At 70.8% G+C, this 16,446-nt stretch carries 16 protein-coding genes; 6 read left to right on the plus strand and 10 right to left on the minus strand.

Translation table 11 applies throughout. From position 1 onward, the window contains the following. Positions 1-813: an SDR family oxidoreductase gene (locus AC4D2C_RS12635; protein ID WP_490915230.1), complete on the plus strand. Its 813-nt coding sequence runs from the start codon at positions 1-3 to the stop codon at positions 811-813. Here AC4D2C_RS12635 and AC4D2C_RS12640 read toward each other — a convergent pair. From AC4D2C_RS12640 to AC4D2C_RS12660, 5 genes are all read right to left on the minus strand, one after another. Next, positions 810-1,703, minus strand: coding sequence for a carbohydrate ABC transporter permease (locus AC4D2C_RS12640; protein WP_490915231.1), 894 nt, complete (start codon positions 1,701-1,703; stop codon positions 810-812). The two genes, AC4D2C_RS12635 and AC4D2C_RS12640, sit on opposite strands and share 4 nt — an antisense overlap. Before the next feature lie 25 nt (positions 1,704-1,728). Next, positions 1,729-2,697, minus strand: coding sequence for a carbohydrate ABC transporter permease (locus AC4D2C_RS12645; protein WP_490915232.1), 969 nt, complete (start codon positions 2,695-2,697; stop codon positions 1,729-1,731). Continuing rightward, positions 2,697-4,007 carry an ABC transporter substrate-binding protein gene (locus tag AC4D2C_RS12650; protein ID WP_490915233.1) on the minus strand — a complete coding sequence of 437 codons (1,311 nt, stop codon included), beginning with the start codon at positions 4,005-4,007 and terminating at the stop codon, positions 2,697-2,699. Before AC4D2C_RS12650 ends, AC4D2C_RS12645 begins: the two co-directional genes overlap by 1 nt. 106 nt (positions 4,008-4,113) lie before the next feature. Then, entirely contained in the window at positions 4,114-5,088 is a 975-nt protein-coding gene (locus AC4D2C_RS12655) for an aldo/keto reductase (RefSeq protein ID WP_490905530.1), read from the minus strand. A 190-nt stretch (positions 5,089-5,278) separates the two neighbouring features. Beyond that, positions 5,279-5,956 (minus strand): ScbR family autoregulator-binding transcription factor, encoded by a 678-nt coding sequence (locus AC4D2C_RS12660; protein WP_490915234.1) that lies wholly within the window; start codon positions 5,954-5,956, stop codon positions 5,279-5,281. A 61-nt stretch (positions 5,957-6,017) separates the two neighbouring features. On the opposite strand from AC4D2C_RS12660, the gene AC4D2C_RS12665 reads away from it, so the two are divergent. Both AC4D2C_RS12665 and AC4D2C_RS12670 read left to right on the plus strand, forming a co-directional pair. After that, the gene (locus tag AC4D2C_RS12665; protein ID WP_490915235.1) at positions 6,018-7,328 is read left to right on the plus strand and encodes an AI-2E family transporter; all 1,311 of its coding nucleotides are present in this window, start codon (positions 6,018-6,020) and stop codon (positions 7,326-7,328) included. Beyond that, complete coding sequence (locus AC4D2C_RS12670; protein WP_490915236.1) at positions 7,321-8,316, plus strand: D-2-hydroxyacid dehydrogenase; 996 nt, start codon at positions 7,321-7,323, stop codon at positions 8,314-8,316. The genes AC4D2C_RS12665 and AC4D2C_RS12670 overlap by 8 nt, the downstream gene beginning before the upstream one ends. Here the strand turns inward: AC4D2C_RS12670 and AC4D2C_RS12675 are convergent. Further along, positions 8,295-8,711, minus strand: coding sequence for a VOC family protein (locus AC4D2C_RS12675; protein ID WP_490915237.1), 417 nt, complete (start codon positions 8,709-8,711; stop codon positions 8,295-8,297). The genes AC4D2C_RS12670 and AC4D2C_RS12675 overlap by 22 nt on opposite strands. A 17-nt stretch (positions 8,712-8,728) precedes the next feature. Between AC4D2C_RS12675 and AC4D2C_RS12680 the strand changes: the two genes are divergently transcribed. Further along, positions 8,729-10,096, plus strand: coding sequence for a glycosyltransferase 87 family protein (locus AC4D2C_RS12680; protein ID WP_490915238.1), 1,368 nt, complete (start codon positions 8,729-8,731; stop codon positions 10,094-10,096). Here the strand turns inward: AC4D2C_RS12680 and AC4D2C_RS12685 are convergent. After that, on the minus strand, positions 10,083-10,991 hold the full coding sequence (locus AC4D2C_RS12685) for an SDR family oxidoreductase (RefSeq protein WP_490915281.1): 909 nt from the start codon (positions 10,989-10,991) through the stop codon (positions 10,083-10,085). The two genes, AC4D2C_RS12680 and AC4D2C_RS12685, sit on opposite strands and share 14 nt — an antisense overlap. A gap of 86 nt (positions 10,992-11,077) precedes the next feature. Between AC4D2C_RS12685 and AC4D2C_RS12690 the strand changes: the two genes are divergently transcribed. Then, on the plus strand, positions 11,078-11,602 hold the full coding sequence (locus AC4D2C_RS12690; protein ID WP_490915239.1) for an SRPBCC family protein: 525 nt from the start codon (positions 11,078-11,080) through the stop codon (positions 11,600-11,602). Here the strand turns inward: AC4D2C_RS12690 and glsA are convergent. The 3 genes from glsA to AC4D2C_RS12705 form a co-directional block, all read right to left on the minus strand. Continuing rightward, positions 11,599-13,413 (minus strand): glutaminase A, encoded by a 1,815-nt coding sequence (glsA, locus tag AC4D2C_RS12695; RefSeq protein WP_490915240.1) that lies wholly within the window; start codon positions 13,411-13,413, stop codon positions 11,599-11,601. The two genes, AC4D2C_RS12690 and glsA, sit on opposite strands and share 4 nt — an antisense overlap. 74 nt (positions 13,414-13,487) lie before the next feature. After that, positions 13,488-13,955 (minus strand): hypothetical protein, encoded by a 468-nt coding sequence (locus AC4D2C_RS12700; RefSeq protein WP_490915241.1) that lies wholly within the window; start codon positions 13,953-13,955, stop codon positions 13,488-13,490. Positions 13,956-14,047: 92 nt separating this feature from the next. Continuing rightward, a complete protein-coding gene (locus AC4D2C_RS12705) occupies positions 14,048-15,499 on the minus strand; it encodes an APC family permease (RefSeq protein WP_490915242.1) in 1,452 nt (483 codons plus the stop codon). 205 nt (positions 15,500-15,704) lie between these two features. Here AC4D2C_RS12705 and AC4D2C_RS12710 point away from each other — a divergent pair, with 205 nt between their 5' ends. Then, the gene (locus tag AC4D2C_RS12710; protein WP_490915243.1) at positions 15,705-16,376 is read left to right on the plus strand and encodes a pentapeptide repeat-containing protein; all 672 of its coding nucleotides are present in this window, start codon (positions 15,705-15,707) and stop codon (positions 16,374-16,376) included. Positions 16,377-16,446 lie beyond the last annotated feature (70 nt).

Here is a 16,446-nt window from a genome sequence, read left to right on the forward strand (position 1 = left end):
ATGAACTCCACTTCGCTGGCAGGGCGCACGTTCGTGGTCACCGGTGTCAGCCGGCGCAAGGGCATCGGCTACGCCGTCGCCTCGCGCCTCGCCGGCATGGGCGCGAGCCTCTTCCTGCACCACTACGCACCGCATGACGCCGATCAGCCCTGGGGTGCCGACAGCATCGACGACGTCGTGGCCTCCCTGCGCGGCCGGCTGCGGGACGGGGCGGGCCTGGCCCACGCGAGCATCGACCTCGCGCGGCACGACGGCGGTGAGCTGCTCATCGGAGAGGCCCGCTCGGCGCTCGGCCATCTCGACGGGCTGGTCTGCAACCACGCGAGGAGCGGGGGAGACGGCCGGCTCGACGAGATCTCCTGGGAGGACCTCGATGCGCACTGGCAGGTCAACACGCGCTCCACCATCCTCGCGACGCAGCACTTCGCCGACCAGCACGACGGCCGGGAGGGCGGGCGCGTCATCTGGATGACGTCCGGGCAGGTCGCCGGCCCCATGCCGGGGGAGATCGCCTACGCGGCGTCCAAGGCGGCGCTCGCGGGACTCACGGCCTCCGTCGCCGACCACCTCGTGGACCGGCGCATCCTGCTGAACACCGTGAACCCGGGTCCGGTCAACACCGGCTACCTCGACGACGACACGGCGGACCGGCCGCTCGAGACCCTGCAGGATGTCCTCGCGCACTTCCCGTCGGGGCGCTTCGGTGAACCCGACGACCCCGCGCGGCTCATCGCCTGGCTGCTGAGCGACGAGGGGCGCTGGATGGTGGGTCAGGTGCTGAGCACGGAGGGCGGCTTCCGGCGCTGGGCCTAGCGGATGCCGCTCCGCGCCAGGCCCTGTACGAAGTACTTCTGGAACGCCAGGAACATGATGATGATCGGTGTGATGGAGAGCAGCGCGAGCGCCATGATGGCCCCGTAGTCGGCGCCGTACTGACCCTGCAGGTACAGCAGCCCGATGGGCAGCGTGAACAGCTGGGCGTCCTTCAGCGCGATCAGCGGCCACGCGAAGTCGTTCCACTGGTACATCACCGTCAGCAGCACCAGCACGGCGATGAGCGGCTTGCAAAGGGGCAGGATGATCTGCAGGAAGATGCGCACGGTCCCGGCGCCGTCCATCCTGGCCGCCTCCAGGAGTTCGTCCGGGATGGCGATGATGAACTGCCGGGCGAGGAAGATCCCGAAGGCGGACGCCGCCGACGGGAAGATGACCGCCCAGAACGTGCCGTAGATCCCGAGCTCGGTGACGAGGCGGAACTGCGCCACCATCAGCACCTGGACGGGTACCATCATGGTGCTGAGGACCAGCAGGAAGACGAAGCCCTTGGCCCTGAAGTCGAGCTTCGCGAAGGCGTAGCCGGCGAGCAGGTTCACCGAGACGGTGAGGACCGTGATGATCGCGGTGACCACCACCGAATTGCCGAACCAGGTGGCCGCGGGGAAGGTGCCGAAGATGGTCCGGAAGTTGTCGAGGGTCCACTCGGACGGCCAGAGCTGCAGCTCGCGGCTCACGACGTCGGCGCTCGGTGAGAAGGCGATCGTGATCATCCAGTACAGCGGGAACATCATCACGAGGCCCACGACGGCGGCGGTCACCAGCCGTGCGACCGCGGAGGCCCGCTGCGCGGGTGACACGCGCCGGACGCGGGGTGTGAAGCCTGCCGGGCCGGCTGCCCGCCCGCGGGCGGGAAGGGGGTGTGCCATGGGGATCCTGTCCTGTCCTGGAGGGCTAGCCGACGGTGTCGCGCGAGCGGTTGCCCCGCCACTGGATGGCCGTGAAGACGAGCGTGACCAGGAAGATCACGATCCCGATGGCCGCGGCGTAGCTCTGGTCGCGGGTCACGAAGCCGTTCTCGTAGGCGTAGGTGACGAGCACCGACGTCGACCGCCCGGGCCCGCCGCCCGTCATCACGAAGATGGTGTCGAAGACCTGGAACGAGTAGATGACGTCCATGATCAGGAGGAAGAACGTGGACGGGCCCACGAGCGGCACCGTGAGGTAGCGGAACTGCTGCCACGAGCTCGCCCCCTCCAGCCGCGCGGCCTCGTACAGTTCCGGCGAGATGCCCTGGAGCCCGGCGAGGTAGATGACCATGTTGAACCCCACCCGGATCCACAGGGTCACCAGGATGATCGAGGTGAAGGCCGCCGTACCCTGCGACTGCCACGGGACGGTGGCGAGCCCGCCCTCCCGGAGCAGCTTGTTGATGATGCCCGTGGCCTCGTCGAACAGCAGGACGCCCATGAGGGCCGTCGCGATGCCCGAGATGACCATGGGCAGGTAGATCAGTGTGCGGAACAGCTTCCGGCCGGGCAGCACCGAGTTCATGAGCACGGCGAGGCCGAGCCCGAGGGCCAGGCTCAGTGGCACGGTGATCAGCGTGAAGGCGGCCGTGTTGAGCGCCGACTGCCAGAACGTGGGGTCCGTGACGAGGCGCCGGTAGTTCTCGAGGCCCACCCAGCCGCTGGCCCCGAAGCCGCTGGACTCCTGGAAGCTGATGAGGAACGCCCAGCCCAGCGGGAGGAAGAGGAAGATGCCGAGCAGGATCAGGTTGGGGCCGAGGAACCCCGCGGCAGCGCCTGTGGAGCGCTGCTGCCGCGAGGTCCTGCCGGGCCTGGCCGTGTAGGTGGCAGCCGGGGAGGGCGGTGGAGCGGTGTTGCCGGTCGACTCCTCGCGGGCCGAGGTGTCGGCGGACATCAGCCGGCTGCCTCGTCGACGGCCGCAGCGATGTTGGCGAGCGTCTGCTCCACGGGCTGGCCCTGGGTGAAGGCGGCCTCCAGCTGGTCCCGGAGCTTCGGGTTGATGGTCGCCATGGCCGGTGAGGTGAGCTGCTGGACGTCACCCGGCTCCAGCGTGGTGGCCTGCTCCACGAAGATGCCGGCGATGTCGGGCCGCGTCTGGTAGTCCAGTTCGGTGCCGACGAGGCTGTTGAGGGTGGGCAGCTCCATGGCGCGGGCGCAGAAGTCGGACATCTGGTCCGGCTGCGTCATGAACTTCAGGAACTCGGCCGCGAGCTCGGGGTTGCGGGCGCTCCTGGTGGCGACGAGGGCGTTGCCGCCCAGGTCGCAGGCACCGCGCTCGTCGCGTGGGAGGTAGGTGGCGCCCCACTCGAAGCCCTGGATGTTCTCCTCGAGACCGGGCAGGACGAAGTTGCCCACGAAGGCCATGGCCGTGGTGCCCGCGGAGAACGCGTCGTCGGCGTAGGTCGAGGACTTCACGGAACTGCTGGGAGGCACGAGGCCGTCGGTGAAGAAGCCCTGCGTGAACTCGAGCGCCTTCCTGCCGGCGTCGGAGTCGATGGCCGACCCGGTGAGGTCGTCGTTGAAGAGGCGCCCGCCCGCCTGGAACAGCCAGCTCAGCCACCGCGTGGAGCCGCCGAGCTGCCAGTTGTACACGAAGGGGTAGAGGTCGTCGGGGAGGGACCCGCGCAGCTGCTCCGCCACCTGCCGGAACTCGTCCCACGTCCAGGCGGAGTCGAGGCTGTCGGGGACGCTCCCGATGCCGGCCTGCTCGAAGAGGTCCGTGCGGTACACGAGGGCCGAGGTGTCCGTCTGGTGGGGGACGCCGAAGGGCTTGCCGTCGAACTGCACCGCCTGCCACATCGACGGCAGGAATTCCTCGGCGGCCGCGGTGTCGAAGTAGCTGCTGAGGTCCAGGAGCTGGTCCTGGCTGCTGTAGGCGCCGATGGTGCCGTAGTCCACGCGGAACAGATCGGGGGCCGTGCCTGCCTGCAGCTGCGCATCGATGTTCTGGAAGATCTGTTCGTAGGGGACGAGGTTGAGCTCCACCTTCGCGCCGGAGTTCGCGGCCTCGAAGGCGGCGATGCCGTTCCGGAAGCCCTCCTCCTCGGCCGGGCTGCCCCACGTGGTGAAGGTGAGGGTGTCGGCGTCGCCGTCGCCCCCTCCGCCCCCTCCGTCGTTGCCGCCGAATCCGGCGCAGCCGTTGAGTGCCGCCGCCGCTGCGAGGAAACCTGCGCCGCCGAGGATCTGCCGTCTGGAAATGGTCATCGTTGTGCCTTCCGGGTCAGGGTGGTCACAACGTACAGCACCCCACCGACGCCGCTCCAGCTCTTGCTACGCGGGGCCTATCACGGTAGGGCGGCCGGCGCGGGTGTCAGAAGCCGACGACGGCGTGCGGCACGTAGTGCTCCTCGAGGGCCGCGACCTCGTCCCCGGTCAGCTCGAGGTCGAGCGACGCGAGGGCGTCCTCGAGGTGGTGCGGCTTGCCGACGCCGACGATCGGCGCCGACACCACGGGATTGCGGGACACCCAGGCGAGGGCCACCTGCGCCCGGGTCACGCCGCGTGCCTCGGCCACCGTGCCGACGGCGTCGGAGACGCGGCGGTCGGCATCGACGGTGCCGTAGAGGGTCTTGCCGAACTGGTCGGACTCCGAGCGCGACGTCGTCTCGTCCCACGCCCGCGTGAGCTTGCCGCGTGCGAGCGGGCTCCAGGGGAGGACGCCGATGCCCTGGTCGGCGCACAGTCCGTACATCTCGCGTTCCTCCTCACGATTGATGAGGTTGTAGTGGTCCTGCATGGTGACGAACCGCGTCCACCCGTTCAGGCGCTGGAGGTAGAGGGCCTTGGAGAACTGCCACGCGAACATCGAGGACGCGCCGATGTAGCGCACCTTGCCCGCCTTCACGACGTCGTGCAGGGCCTCGAGGGTCTCCTCGAGGGGCGTCGCGGGGTCGAAGCGGTGGATCTGGTACAGGTCCACGTAGTCGGTGCCGAGGCGGCGGAGGCTGTTGTCCAGTTCCGCGAGGATCGCCTTGCGGGAGAGGCCGGCTCCGTTGGGTCCCTCGTGCATGCGCCCGTGCACCTTGGTGGCGATGACGGTGTCCTCCCGGCGTGTGAAGTCGGCCAGGGCCCGTCCGACGATCTCCTCGCTCGAGCCGTCCGAGTAGACGTTGGCGGTGTCGAAGAAGTTGATCCCGGCGTCGACGGCGGCGCGGATCAGGGGCCGGCTCTCCTCCTCGGGCAGCGTCCACGCGTGGTTGCCCCGGTCCGGGGTGCCGTAGCTCATGCAGCCGAGTGCGAGGGGCGAGATGTCGAGGCCGGTGGAGCCGAGTTTCACGTAGCGCATGGTTCCACTCTAGTCAGGGCCCTCCCTTCCAGGGAGGGGAGGAGCGGGCGCCCAGTGAAGCCGTTCGCTACCGTGGGCGCCCGCGGGCGTGACCCTTGCGGATCGGGCAGGGGGCTTCCCCCACGGAGCCCCTACCATGCCAGCAGTAACTGTAGCCGTGTACCGGCGGAAAACAAACCGCATGACCGGTTTATGGCGAATCGAGGAAGAGATCCACCAGTCGCGGCACCCGCTCCTGCCGGTCGGCGGCCATGACGCCGGGCAGCAGCATCCGCCACAGGTCGCCGAGGCGTTCCAGCACGTCCTGCCGTCCCGTCAGGATGTCGGACACCATCTGCACGCCCGTGTAGGAACCCACGACCAGGCGGGCGAACGCCTCCGCATCGAGTTCCCGGCGCAGGTCGCCGTCGTCCTGCGCCGCGCGTGCGAGCTCCGCGAAGCTCGTCGACCAGTCCAGGTAGGGCTGCCGGACGTCGTGCCCGAAGGCCGACGCCTCGAAGGTCAGGCGGATGCCGGCGCGCATCAGCGGGTGCTCGATGAGCTGCAGCGTGAATCCGCGGCAGACGAGGACCATGGTCTCCATCGCCGGCCGGCCCAGTGCCTGGACCCGCGCACCCTCGGCGGAGGCCATCGCGTGCTGCTCCCCGATGACGGCGACGGCGAGGTCCTCCTTCGCAGGGAAGTGGAAGTACAGCGCGCCCTTGGTGACGCCGGCCTCGGTGGCGACGGCAGCCAGGGCGGTGCCGCCGTAGCCCTGCTCCTGGAAGATGCGGGCGGCGGCGCCGATGATCGCCGTGCGCGTGGACCGCGCGCGCTCCTGCTGCACCATCAGGCGCCGCCGGATCCGGATGCTCGCTTCATGCTCCAATTGTCCGCCAGATGGCAAGAGGCACACCGGATGTTGCGCCCGGCTAGGGCAGGATGGCTACGTGACACGCTCAGGATCCGGCAACCCGGACGATCAGACACCCGCCCCGCGCCGACCCCTGCGGCGGCGGCAGCCGCAGGCACCGGCCCCGGAGCCGCACGGTTCCTCCGTGGCCCGGCGGTTCCGCCCGCACGCGTTCGCCGACGGCCTGCGGGCCAGCGCTGCCTGGACGGCGCGCTGCATCATCGTCCTCGCCGGCCTCGTCATCCTCTGGTACCTGACGCGGGCGCTGTGGTCGATCGTCCTGCCGACGCTGTTCGCGCTGCTTCTCGCCTCGGTCCTGTGGCCCGTCAACCGGTTCCTGCGTCGGGGCCTGCCCAAGGTCCTCGCCGCCCTCGCCACGCTGCTCGGGTTCGTCGGCGTGGTCGTGGGGATCGGGGCACTGACCATCCCCGCCATCGCGAGCGGCATCACCGACCTCTCCGGCCTGGCCCGGGACAACGTCGCGGACCTCGCGGCCTTCGTGGCCCGCCCGCCGCTCAACCTCGACGCGGTGAATCTCGACGGGATCGTGGACACCGCCCTGGCCCAGTTGCAGGCGAACGTGGGGAACATCGTCAGCGGGATCACGGCGGGCCTCAGCGAGGTGACCTCGGCCACCATCGTCGTGCTGCTGGCGCTCGTGTTCACGTTCTTCTGCCTCAAGGACGGCGACCGCTTCATGCCGTGGGCGTCCCGCTGGACCAACTCCGCGGCCTACGGCCACGCCTCGATGATCGCGAGCGGCACCTGGCGGACGCTCTCCTCCTACATCTTCGCCCAGGCCACCGTCGCGCTGGTGGACTCCGTGTTCATCGGCCTGGGCCTCGTGCTGCTGGACATCCCGCTCGCCGTCCCGCTGGCCGTGCTCGTGTTCTTCTCCGCCTTCGTGCCGGTGGTCGGAGCCATCGTCTCCGGACTCGTGGCAACCCTCGTGGCGTTCCTCGCCTACGGCTGGGTGACGGCGCTGATCGTGCTCGGACTGGTGATCCTCGTGCAGCAGCTCGAGAGCAACTTCATCCAGCCGCTCCTGGTGGGCCGCACGCTCGAGATCCATCCCGCCGTCGTCCTGGCCTCCGTCACGGCGGGCGGCACGCTCTTCGGCATCGTCGGGGCGTTCCTCGCCGTGCCCACCACGGCCGTGGCGATCGTCGTCCTGCGGTACCTGCGTGACCTCTCGATCGAGAACCGCCCGGAGACCGGCGTGGCGTCCGGCAACCCCGACGCCGTGCCTGCCCATGCCCCGCCCGACGCGGGCGGTGGCGGGTCCGCCGCGGAGACGCCGGCCGAGCCCGGGCCCGTCGGGCACCGCGCGGAGCAGCCCGGTGACTAGGCGCCCCGTGATCCGCCCCGTGATCCGCCCCGTGATCGCCGTGCTGGAGGGCGGGCGTCCGGTGCGGGGGCTCGAGCGCGTCGCCGGGCTCGCCGACGTGCGCGTCACCGGGGCGGAGGGCCTCGCCCGGGCGCTCGACGGCGCCGACGTGCTGTACCTCTGGGACTACTTCTCCGGTGCCCTGCCCGCCGCGTGGCACGCCGCCGGGTCCCTGCGCTGGCTGCACGTGGCGGCGGCCGGCGTGGACAAGCTCCTGTTCCCCGAGCTGGTGGCCTCCGACGTCGTCGTGACCAACGCGCACGGCGTCTTCGACCAGCCCATGGCCGAGTACGTGCTGGGCGCCATGCTGCACGCCGCGAAGGGCTTCGGCCCGCTGCGCGACGCCCAGCGGGAGGCGCGGTGGGCGTGGCGCGAGGGCCGCAACGTCGCAGGCAGCAGGGCGCTCGTGGTGGGGACGGGCAGCATCGGCCGCGCCACCGCCCGGCTGCTGCGGGCCGTCGGAGTGCGTGTCGAGGGTGCGGGACGCACCGCGAGGGAGCACGACGACGACTTCGGCCGCGTGCACGCGACGGCGCACCTGGCGGCCGTGGTCGGCGCGTTCGACTACGTGATCCTCCTGGCGCCGCTGACGCCGGCGACCGAGGACCTCGTCAGCGCGGAGGTCGTCGCCGCCCTGAAGTCCACCGCCGTCCTCATCAACGCAGGGCGCGGCCGGCTCGTGGACGAGGCCGCCCTCGTGGACCGGCTGAGCGCCGGGACGCTCGCGGGCGCGGTGCTCGACACGTTCGCCGTCGAGCCCCTGCCGCAGGAGAGCCCGCTGTGGTCGCTGCCCTCGGTGCTCGTGACCCCCCATATGGCGAGCAACGCCGATTCCTGGCTCGACGACCTCGCGACACAGTTCGAGCGGAACCTCCTGCTCTGGCTGGACGGCCGGCCGCTGCCCGGCGTCGTCGACAAGATGCTCGGCTACGTGCCCTCGACGGGCTGATCCGCCGACGCCTGGGCCTGGATGACGAGCAGCATGATCCCCTCGGGATCACGGACGTACGCCACGGTCTCGCCCCACGGCATGGGCTCCGGGAGCAGGGGAACCAGGGAGCCGGCATCCTGCGCGGCGGCGACGACGCCGGGGAGGTCGTCCACGTAGAGGCAGACGTCCACCGCGTTGCCGGTCGACGGCAGGGGCGTGCTGCCGTACAGGGCGGGCGACGTGCCTGTTCCCAGAGCCAGCTGGCCGTCGCCGACGCGCAGGGTGACGTAGACGGGTTCGCCCTCCTCGGGGAACCGGTAGAGCACCTCGGCCGAGAACACGCGTTCGTAGAACGAACGGGTGGAGGCCAGGTCGCTGCAGTTGATGATCGGGAACACCTCTCGCCGCGTCATCGCCCCAGCGTAGGCCCATGGACCTCCGCCTCGCCGGGGAGCGGCGCGCGAGGTCGCCGGGGATTGGCGCGGGCCGCGCGGCGGGTGAGACGATGGCGGCTGCCGCCACCCAGACCGACCAGGAGCCACCCGTGCGCATCCGCCTCCTCCGACCGGAGATCCGCAACAGCGCCCGCTCGGTCTGGCTGTACTTCGGCCTCATCCACCTCGGGTTCCTCGCCCGGCTGCTGCCCTTCGTCCTCGGCGGTGGAGTGCTCAGCGACATCCGCTTCTACCGCGAGTGGGCCTACCTCGCCCTCGACGACGGCACCTGGCAGGGCATCGACACGGCGTGGGTGTACCCCGTCGGGGCGCTCGCGCCGATGATCGCCGCCACGGCCTTCGGCCCCTACCTCTACCAGCTCGCCTGGTTCGTGCTGTTCGCCGGCCTCAACGCCCTCGGCACGGCAGCCCTTCTCCGGCGGGGCACCGCGTCGTCGTCCACCGCCGCCTACTGGTGGCTGACGGCGACGGCGCTCCTCGGGCCGGTCGCGGTCGGCAGGATCGACGGCCTGACGGCGCCGATGGTCATCACAGGGCTGCTCCTGGTCGCCGCGCGTCCGTTCCTCGCATCGCTCCTGCTCAGCGCCGCCACCTGGATGAAGGTGTGGCCGGCCGCCGTCGTGCTCGCGGCGCTCGTCGTGGTCCGGCACGGACGGCTGCGTATCCTGGGCGCAGGGATCGCGCTGACGGCCGGGATCGCCGCCGTGGTGGCCGTGGCCGGAGACGTCCGCAACCTCACGGGTTTCCTCAGCGCGCAGGGCGCCCGCGGCATGCAGCTCGAGGCGCCCCTCAGCACACCCGGCGTCTGGCAGGCGATCACGGGGACCTCGGGCGCCTACTTCTTCGAGGACGAGGTCATCAACACCATGGAGGTCCGGGGCGCGCTGAGCGGGCTCGTCGGCGACCTCATGACACCGCTGCTCGCCCTCACCGTCGTCCTCGTCGCCGCGTTCCTCGCGATCGCGCTGCACCGCGGTGCCCGTGCGGACGCCCTGCTCGCCACGGGGTCGCTGGCGCTCGTGAGCACCCTCGTGGTCTTCAACAAGGTGGGCTCCCCGCAGTTCATGCTGTGGATCGCGGCCGTGATCGCCGCGGGGCTGGTCCTCGACCGCGCCGCCGAGTGGCGCTACCCGGCGCTCGCGATGCTCGGCTGCGCGGCCCTCACCACGCTCGTGTACCCCGTGTTCTACGACGCCCTGCGCTACGAGCTCAACCCCGCTGTCGCCGTCCTGCTCACGCTCCGGAACCTGCTCGTGGTGAGCATCTTCGTCTGGTCGCTCGTGCGCCTCGGACGCCTGACGGCGCGCGCCCGCATCCCGGCCGCCGCGACTACGGGTGCCTGACGCCCTGCCCCGCAAGGACGGTGCGGTAGCCCTCCCGGTACGTCGGGTAGGTGAAGGAGAACCCCGTGGAGCGCAGCAGTCCGCTGTCCACACGGCGCGCACCCCCGCGGCTCGGCGCCGCTTCGCCGCGGGGCGGCTCCGGCAGGCCGAGCTCGGCGGCGATGAACCGCAGCACCTCCCCGAGGTCCACGGGCAGCTCGTCGCTGCCGAGGTAGATCGGCGCGGGCTCCGCGACCTCCGTGACGAGGTGCACGATCGCCGCCGCGGCGTCGTCGCGGTGGATCCGGTTGGTCCACTGCGGTTCCGCCGGCAGCACGGCCGCCCCGCTGGTCACCTGGTCGATCAGGCGCGTCCGGCCGGGCCCGTAGATCCCCGAGAGCCGGAGGACCGTCCCGCGGTCCGACCGGTCCAGGAGCACCTGCTCGGCCTCGCGCACGAGCCGCGCCGTCGGCGCCGTGCTCTGCGCGGGTGAGTCCTCCGTGACGAGTGCGCCGTCGAAGTCCCCGTACACCGCGGTGGAGGAGACGAAGAGGATGCGCCGCGGTGAGACGCCGTCGCGCTCGAGGGCGTCCAGCACGTTGGCCGTCGCGTCCACGTAGGCGCTGCGGTAGGCGGCCTCGGTGCGCTCGCCGGCCGCCGTGGCGATGACGACGACGTCGGTGTCCTCCGGGACCGGCGGCAGCGACCGGGTCAGGTCCGCGGCCACGCCCTCGATGGCTCGGGGGAGCCGGTCGGGGGAGCGGCGCCAGCCGACCACACGCCCGCCGGCGGCGGCGAGCCGCAGCCCCACCTCGGTCCCGAGGTCCCCGCAGCCCGCTATCAGCACCGTCATCGATCCAGCCCTCCTGCTCGCCGGCCCGGGCGGCCGCGCACGTCGCCAGTCTAGGGCGCCGATCCCGGCCGGGCTCCCAGCCGCCGGTCGTAGACTGGCCCCGCAGCGTGCCGGGGAGTGCCGGGCGGAGGAACGAGCGAGGGGGACACGTGGGACGGGTCATCTCGGTCTCGGACAGTGTGGTGATCGCACGGTCGCCGCGGACGCTCTACGCCATGGTCAGCGACGTCACGAGGATGGGCGAGTGGAGCCCCGAGAACAGCGGCGCTGTGCTGGCCGGGGCGACGGACGGTAGGGCGGGCGTCACCGTCGGCACGGTCTTCGACGGAGCCAACACGCGCGGCCGCGTCAGCTGGACCACGCGCTGCACCGTGACCGTGGCCGAGCCCGGGCGCGAGTTCGCGTTCCGCGTGCACGCGATCGGCGGTACGAAGCGCCGGATCCCCGCCCGCATCGCGTCGTGGCAGTACACCTTCGAGGAGCACGACGGCGGCACGCTCGTCACCGAGACGTGGACGGACGACCGGCCCTGGCACGACGCCGCCGCGCAGGCGTTCGACTACGTGGCGACCGGCGGGACGACGTTCGCCGCGTTCCAGCGCGGCAACATCCGGCGCACCCTGCGGAACCTGAAGGCGGCGGCCGAGTCCGGCACACCCCGGCAGGGCCGCTAGTCGCGGATCCGCACCGCCGTCTCCCGCAGGTACAGGTCCACCCGCGAGTAGGCGTCCCGGGTGAGCGCCTTCCAGAGTTCGACGGCGAGCCGCGGTTCCTCCTTCTCCACGGCCCGGATGGCCTGGGCGGTGAGCACCTTGACGTGGACGTCCTCCAGGGCCTTGACGGTCGTCTCCTGGCGGTCGTCGCTGCCCAGCGCCAGCTCACCGAACGTCATCCCGGCGCTCAGGGTGGTCAGCTTGAGGCGCTCGCCGGTGGGCCCGGGTGCCGAGGTGACGATCCTCCCGGAGAGGATGAAGAACACGCCGCCGAACGTCTGCCCGACGCGCCGCACTACGTGGCCCTTCTCGTAGGTGCGGTCCTCCATGTGCCTGGTGAGGGCCTCGACGTCCTCGTCGGAGAGCGGGCTGAGCGCCGGGCACTGCGCAACCTCCACCGTCGACGGGAGCAGGAGGTCGCCGCCGTACCGCATAATCAGTTCGTTCTCGCACCATTCGACGGCGGCGGTCCGGGTGTCGAAGGTGGGGACGGGACGGTCGACGTCCCTGAAGGTCTCGGCGAGGGTGCCCTCGCCGTCGATCAGCACCAGGTCGCAGTCGACCTTCGCGAGGTTCTCGCGCACCTCGCCGAGCAGGCGGAGGGAGACGTCGGCCACCTCGTCGACGCGGCGCAGGTCGAGGACCACGAAGTCGACGTCGTCGTCGAGCCCGCTCAGCTCGCGCACCATGGACTCGGTGCCGGCGAAGAGGAGGTCGCCGTTGAGTTCGATCACCATCGCCTGGTGCCCGTGCCCGCGCAGCACGTCCATGGCCTCGTCGGTGCGGCGGATCCCCGAGGGTGCGGCCAGGATGTCGTACCTGGCGCGGATGGCCGAGCGGCCCGCCCGAGCCGCGCGCACGAAGTGCAGCTCCATGTCACGGGACAGGCGCTGGCTCGTCGCCATGCCGCGCACGCTGCTGCCGTGGTCGTCGAGCGGCGGCGAGTACACGGCGAGCCCCACCTGGCCGGGCAGGACGGCGATCGTCCCGCCACCCACGCCGCTCTTGGCGGGCATGCCCACGGTGCTGATCCACGTGCCGGCGTCGTCGTACATGCCGCACGTGGTCATCACGGACAGGACCCGCTCGACGGCGAGGATGTCCATGGCCTCCACCCCGGTCAGGGGGTTGCGGCCCGAATTCGCCAGCGTGGCCGCCATGACGGACAGGTCGATGCAGTTGACCATCACGGAGCACTGCCGGAAGTAGTCCTCGATGACGGGTGTCGGATCGTCCTCGATGATGCCGAACGACCGCAGGAGATAGGCCAGGGCACGGTTGCGGTGGCCGTGCTCCAGTTCGGACCGGAAGATCTCCTCGTCGACGCCGAGCTGGCGGCCGGCGAAGTGCGAGTAGGTGCTGAGGATGCGCTTGAAGCGCCGGTTGCCGCCGCGGGACTGCACGAGGGAGGTGGCCGTGAGGGCGCCGGCGTTGATCATCGCGTTCGCGGGGCGGCCCGTGCCCGGCGCGAGCGAGATCTCGTTGAACGAGTTGCCCGAGGGCTCAACGTCCACCTTCGCGTCCACGGCGTCCATCCCGAGGTCGGAGAGCGCCAGCCCGTAGGTGAAGGGCTTCGAGATGGACTGGATGGTGAATTCCTGGCGCGTGTCACCGACCTCGTACATGTAGCCGTCCACGGTGGTCAGGCAGATGCCGAAGTTGTTCGGGTCCACGTTCGCCATGGCGGGGATGGTGCTGTACGGCTTGCCGTCCTTCAGATCCGAGATCTCCCGGTGGATGGTCCGCAGGTAGGTCTCGATCGGTGATTCCATGCTCTCCACCCTACGGTGCGGGAGCGGGGGCCTCCGTCGGGGTAGCAGGTGGTCAGAGGATGTTCAGCCGATGGTCAGCGGGTGGTCATGGTGGTCAGGGTGTGGCGGATGGAGAGCACGAAGAGCTGGGCGACGGCGGTCGTGATGCCGAGCAGCAGCAGCACGGGCGCGGCGAAGATCGTCCTGTCGTACCACGGGGCGACATAGCTCTGGCCCGAGGTGAGTGCCTCCATGGCCTGCTGCGCGTAGATCGACGGCGCGGCGAGGAAGAACACCCCGAGCGCGGCGAGGACGCCGGCGGTGATCCAGGCCCAGCGGTCGTACGGGTTCCGCGGCGGTGCTTCGTCCTGCTGCGCGGGAGCCGCCACCTCGCGGATGGCGGAGGTCTCGACGGTCGGAGCCGGAGCCGGAGCCGGTTCGTCGGGCAGCGCGGGGGCGAGCGGCGCCGGTGACGCCATGCGCGAGGCCGACTCCGTGGCACCGCCGCGCTGGTAGATGCCCTCGTAGCGCGGGTCGTACGTGGACTGCACGCGGTCGGTCATCGATCGTCCCTCCCCCTGGTTTGATGGATGACCCAGTAAAGCACGGTGGCCCGGGCGAGGGAACGGCGCCACGGTCCCTGGCGCCGGCGTGGTCAGCGCCGGGTGGCGAGGCTGTGGAGCAGCCGCTCCTCGGCGTCGTGCCCCGGTGTGATCCCGCGGGGGATACGCAGCAGGAAGATCACGCCGAGCACCCACCAGAAACCGAACAGGATCCACGGCGGCGGAGTAAGCGCCGCCGGCATGCCGGGCAGGTACAGGCTGAGCAGGCCGACGCAGAGCACGACGGCGATCCAGCCGATCACGGTGCCACCGTTTCCGGCCCCGCCGATGCGCAGCGGCCGCTCCATGGCGGGTTCGCGCCGACGCAGGATCACGAAGACGAGCGCCACGAGGATGTAGGCGAGGACGATGCTGGGAGCACCGGAGTCGACGAGCCAGCCGAGCATCTGCGTGCCGAAGAACGGCGCTGCGAAGGACAGCGCACCGATGAAGATCAGCGCGTTGACGGGTGTCCGGTAGCGGGGGTGCAGGACGCCGAACCACCGGGGGAGCATGCCCGAGCGTGACATCGAGTACATCAGTCGGGATGCGCCGAGCAGCAGCGAGTTCCAGGAGGTCAGGATGCCGGCGATCCCGCCCGCGATCAGGATGTTCGCCATCACGTCGGACCCGAACATCGCGCCCATCGCGTCCGCCGTCGCGATGTCCGCACCGGCGAGTTCGTCCGCCGGCATGGCGGAGGACGTCGTCAGGATCGTCATCACGTACCAGATGGTCGCGAGGACGACGGCGACGACGACGAGCCGGCCGATCTGCCGCGCCGGGATGTCGACCTCCTCCGCGGACTGCGGGATGACGTCGAAGCCGACGAACAGGAACGGCACGACGACGAGGACGGCGAAGAAGCCCGCCGATCCGCCCGTGAAGAAGGGCTGCATGTTCGTCGACGAGCCACCGGTGATGCTGCCGAAGATCAGGATCAGTCCGATGACGAGGAGAAAGACGACGACGAACGTCTGCGCTGCACCGGCGATCTTGACGCCTCGGATGTTGACGAGCGTGATCACGACCGCGGCGACGGCGCCGACGAGTGCCCACGTGAGGTGCACCTCGTCACCCGCCACGGTCCAGAGCGGGATGCGGCTGAGACCGGGGAAGATGTACTCCGCGGTCCGGGGGAGGGCGACCGCCTCGAAGGCGACGATCGTGACGTAGCCCCCGGTGATGGCCCAGGACCCCACGAAGGACCATCGCGGGCCCATGCCCCGCAGCAGGAAGTTGTGCTCGCCGCCGGCCTTCGGCATCGCGGCCGTCAGTTCGGCGTAGGTGAGTCCGACGACGCCCATGATGATTCCTCCTGTCACCATCGCGAGCACCGCTCCGCCGGTTCCGGCCGAGGCGATCCACCCGCCGGTGAGCACCACCCAGCCGAAACCGATCATCGCGCCGAACCCGAGGGCGAGGGCGTCCCAGTTCCCGAGGACCTTCAGGAGCGAGGTGTCCTCCCCATGCGTCGTGCCCTTGGGGCTCTCCGGTGTCGGCATGATTGCTCCGTCCTCTGCGGGTCCACTGCTGATGCTGGGTCCGGGTCGCCGGTGGACGGTCCCGATCGGCCGTCCCTCCGCTGGACTCCGGGTGACCCACTGTAGGTGATCGACGGGCCCGTGGGGAGTGTCCGGGCGACGGCGGATGATGGAATGATCTTCTGACCGCAGACCCGTGCGGCCCGGACCACGATCGGAGTCGCGAATGCCAGCGCGTCCTGCCCGCAGCACGACGAACCCGCCGCGCCTGTCCCTCCGGCCCCCGCAGGGCGTGACGCGCGTGGACGAGCCGCACCTGCTCGACGGCGACCACCGCGAGGGCGAGCACTACGAGCGGCTGGCCCTCGACGGCGAGGAGCTCGCCGGTATCACCCTGCAGGAGTGCGTGCTCGACGGGGTCTCGCTGAACGACACCGAGCTGCGAGGCGCCCGGATCATCGAGTGCGCGTTCGAGGACCTCTTCGCCCCGGTCCTCCGCGCCCCGCGCAGCAGCTGGCGGGAGACATCGCTGCGGAGCACGCGCTGGGGGTCCGCGGAGCTCTACGACAGCCGGTTCGACGCCGTCCACCTCGACGGCGGGAAGCTCGACTACGTGAATCTCCGCAGCGCGCGGCTGACGGACGTGCTGGTGAGCGGATGCATCATCGGGGAGCTGGACCTCACCGGCGCGAAGGCGACGCGGCTCGCCCTGGCGGACTGCACCATCGGCACGCTCACGCTGGACGGCGCGCAGCTCCGGGACGTGGACCTGCGCACCAGCAGCTTCCGCAGTATCCAGGGGCTCGACGGGCTGCGCGGCACCACGATCGACGAGTACCAGCTGCAGCTGCTGGCGCCCTTCCTCGCCGAGAGCATGGGCCTGCGGATCGAGGACTGACCCCGGTCAGGGTCCGGGCAGGATCGGGTCAGGGGCCGGTCAGGCCCGCGGTGCTCATAGGTGCTCGTGG

The organism is Arthrobacter sp. TJ-240, assembly GCF_058269195.1.

What these genes read in the sequence shown, in the direction of transcription:
- AC4D2C_RS12635 (WP_490915230.1), top strand. Translation starts at nt 1, where the DNA reads ATGAACTCCACTTCGCTGGCAGGGCGCACGTTCGTGGTCACCGGTGTC.
- AC4D2C_RS12640 (WP_490915231.1), bottom strand. Translation starts at nt 1,703, where the DNA reads ATGGCACACCCCCTTCCCGCCCGCGGGCGGGCAGCCGGCCCGGCAGGC.
- AC4D2C_RS12645 (WP_490915232.1), bottom strand. Translation starts at nt 2,697, where the DNA reads ATGTCCGCCGACACCTCGGCCCGCGAGGAGTCGACCGGCAACACCGCT.
- AC4D2C_RS12650 (WP_490915233.1), bottom strand. Translation starts at nt 4,007, where the DNA reads ATGACCATTTCCAGACGGCAGATCCTCGGCGGCGCAGGTTTCCTCGCA.
- AC4D2C_RS12655 (WP_490905530.1), bottom strand. Translation starts at nt 5,088, where the DNA reads ATGCGCTACGTGAAACTCGGCTCCACCGGCCTCGACATCTCGCCCCTC.
- AC4D2C_RS12675 (WP_490915237.1), bottom strand. Translation starts at nt 8,711, where the DNA reads ATGACGCGGCGAGAGGTGTTCCCGATCATCAACTGCAGCGACCTGGCC.
- AC4D2C_RS12680 (WP_490915238.1), top strand. Translation starts at nt 8,729, where the DNA reads ATGGACCTCCGCCTCGCCGGGGAGCGGCGCGCGAGGTCGCCGGGGATT.
- glsA (WP_490915240.1), bottom strand. Translation starts at nt 13,413, where the DNA reads ATGGAATCACCGATCGAGACCTACCTGCGGACCATCCACCGGGAGATC.
- AC4D2C_RS12700 (WP_490915241.1), bottom strand. Translation starts at nt 13,955, where the DNA reads ATGACCGACCGCGTGCAGTCCACGTACGACCCGCGCTACGAGGGCATC.
- AC4D2C_RS12705 (WP_490915242.1), bottom strand. Translation starts at nt 15,499, where the DNA reads ATGCCGACACCGGAGAGCCCCAAGGGCACGACGCATGGGGAGGACACC.
- AC4D2C_RS12710 (WP_490915243.1), top strand. Translation starts at nt 15,705, where the DNA reads ATGCCAGCGCGTCCTGCCCGCAGCACGACGAACCCGCCGCGCCTGTCC.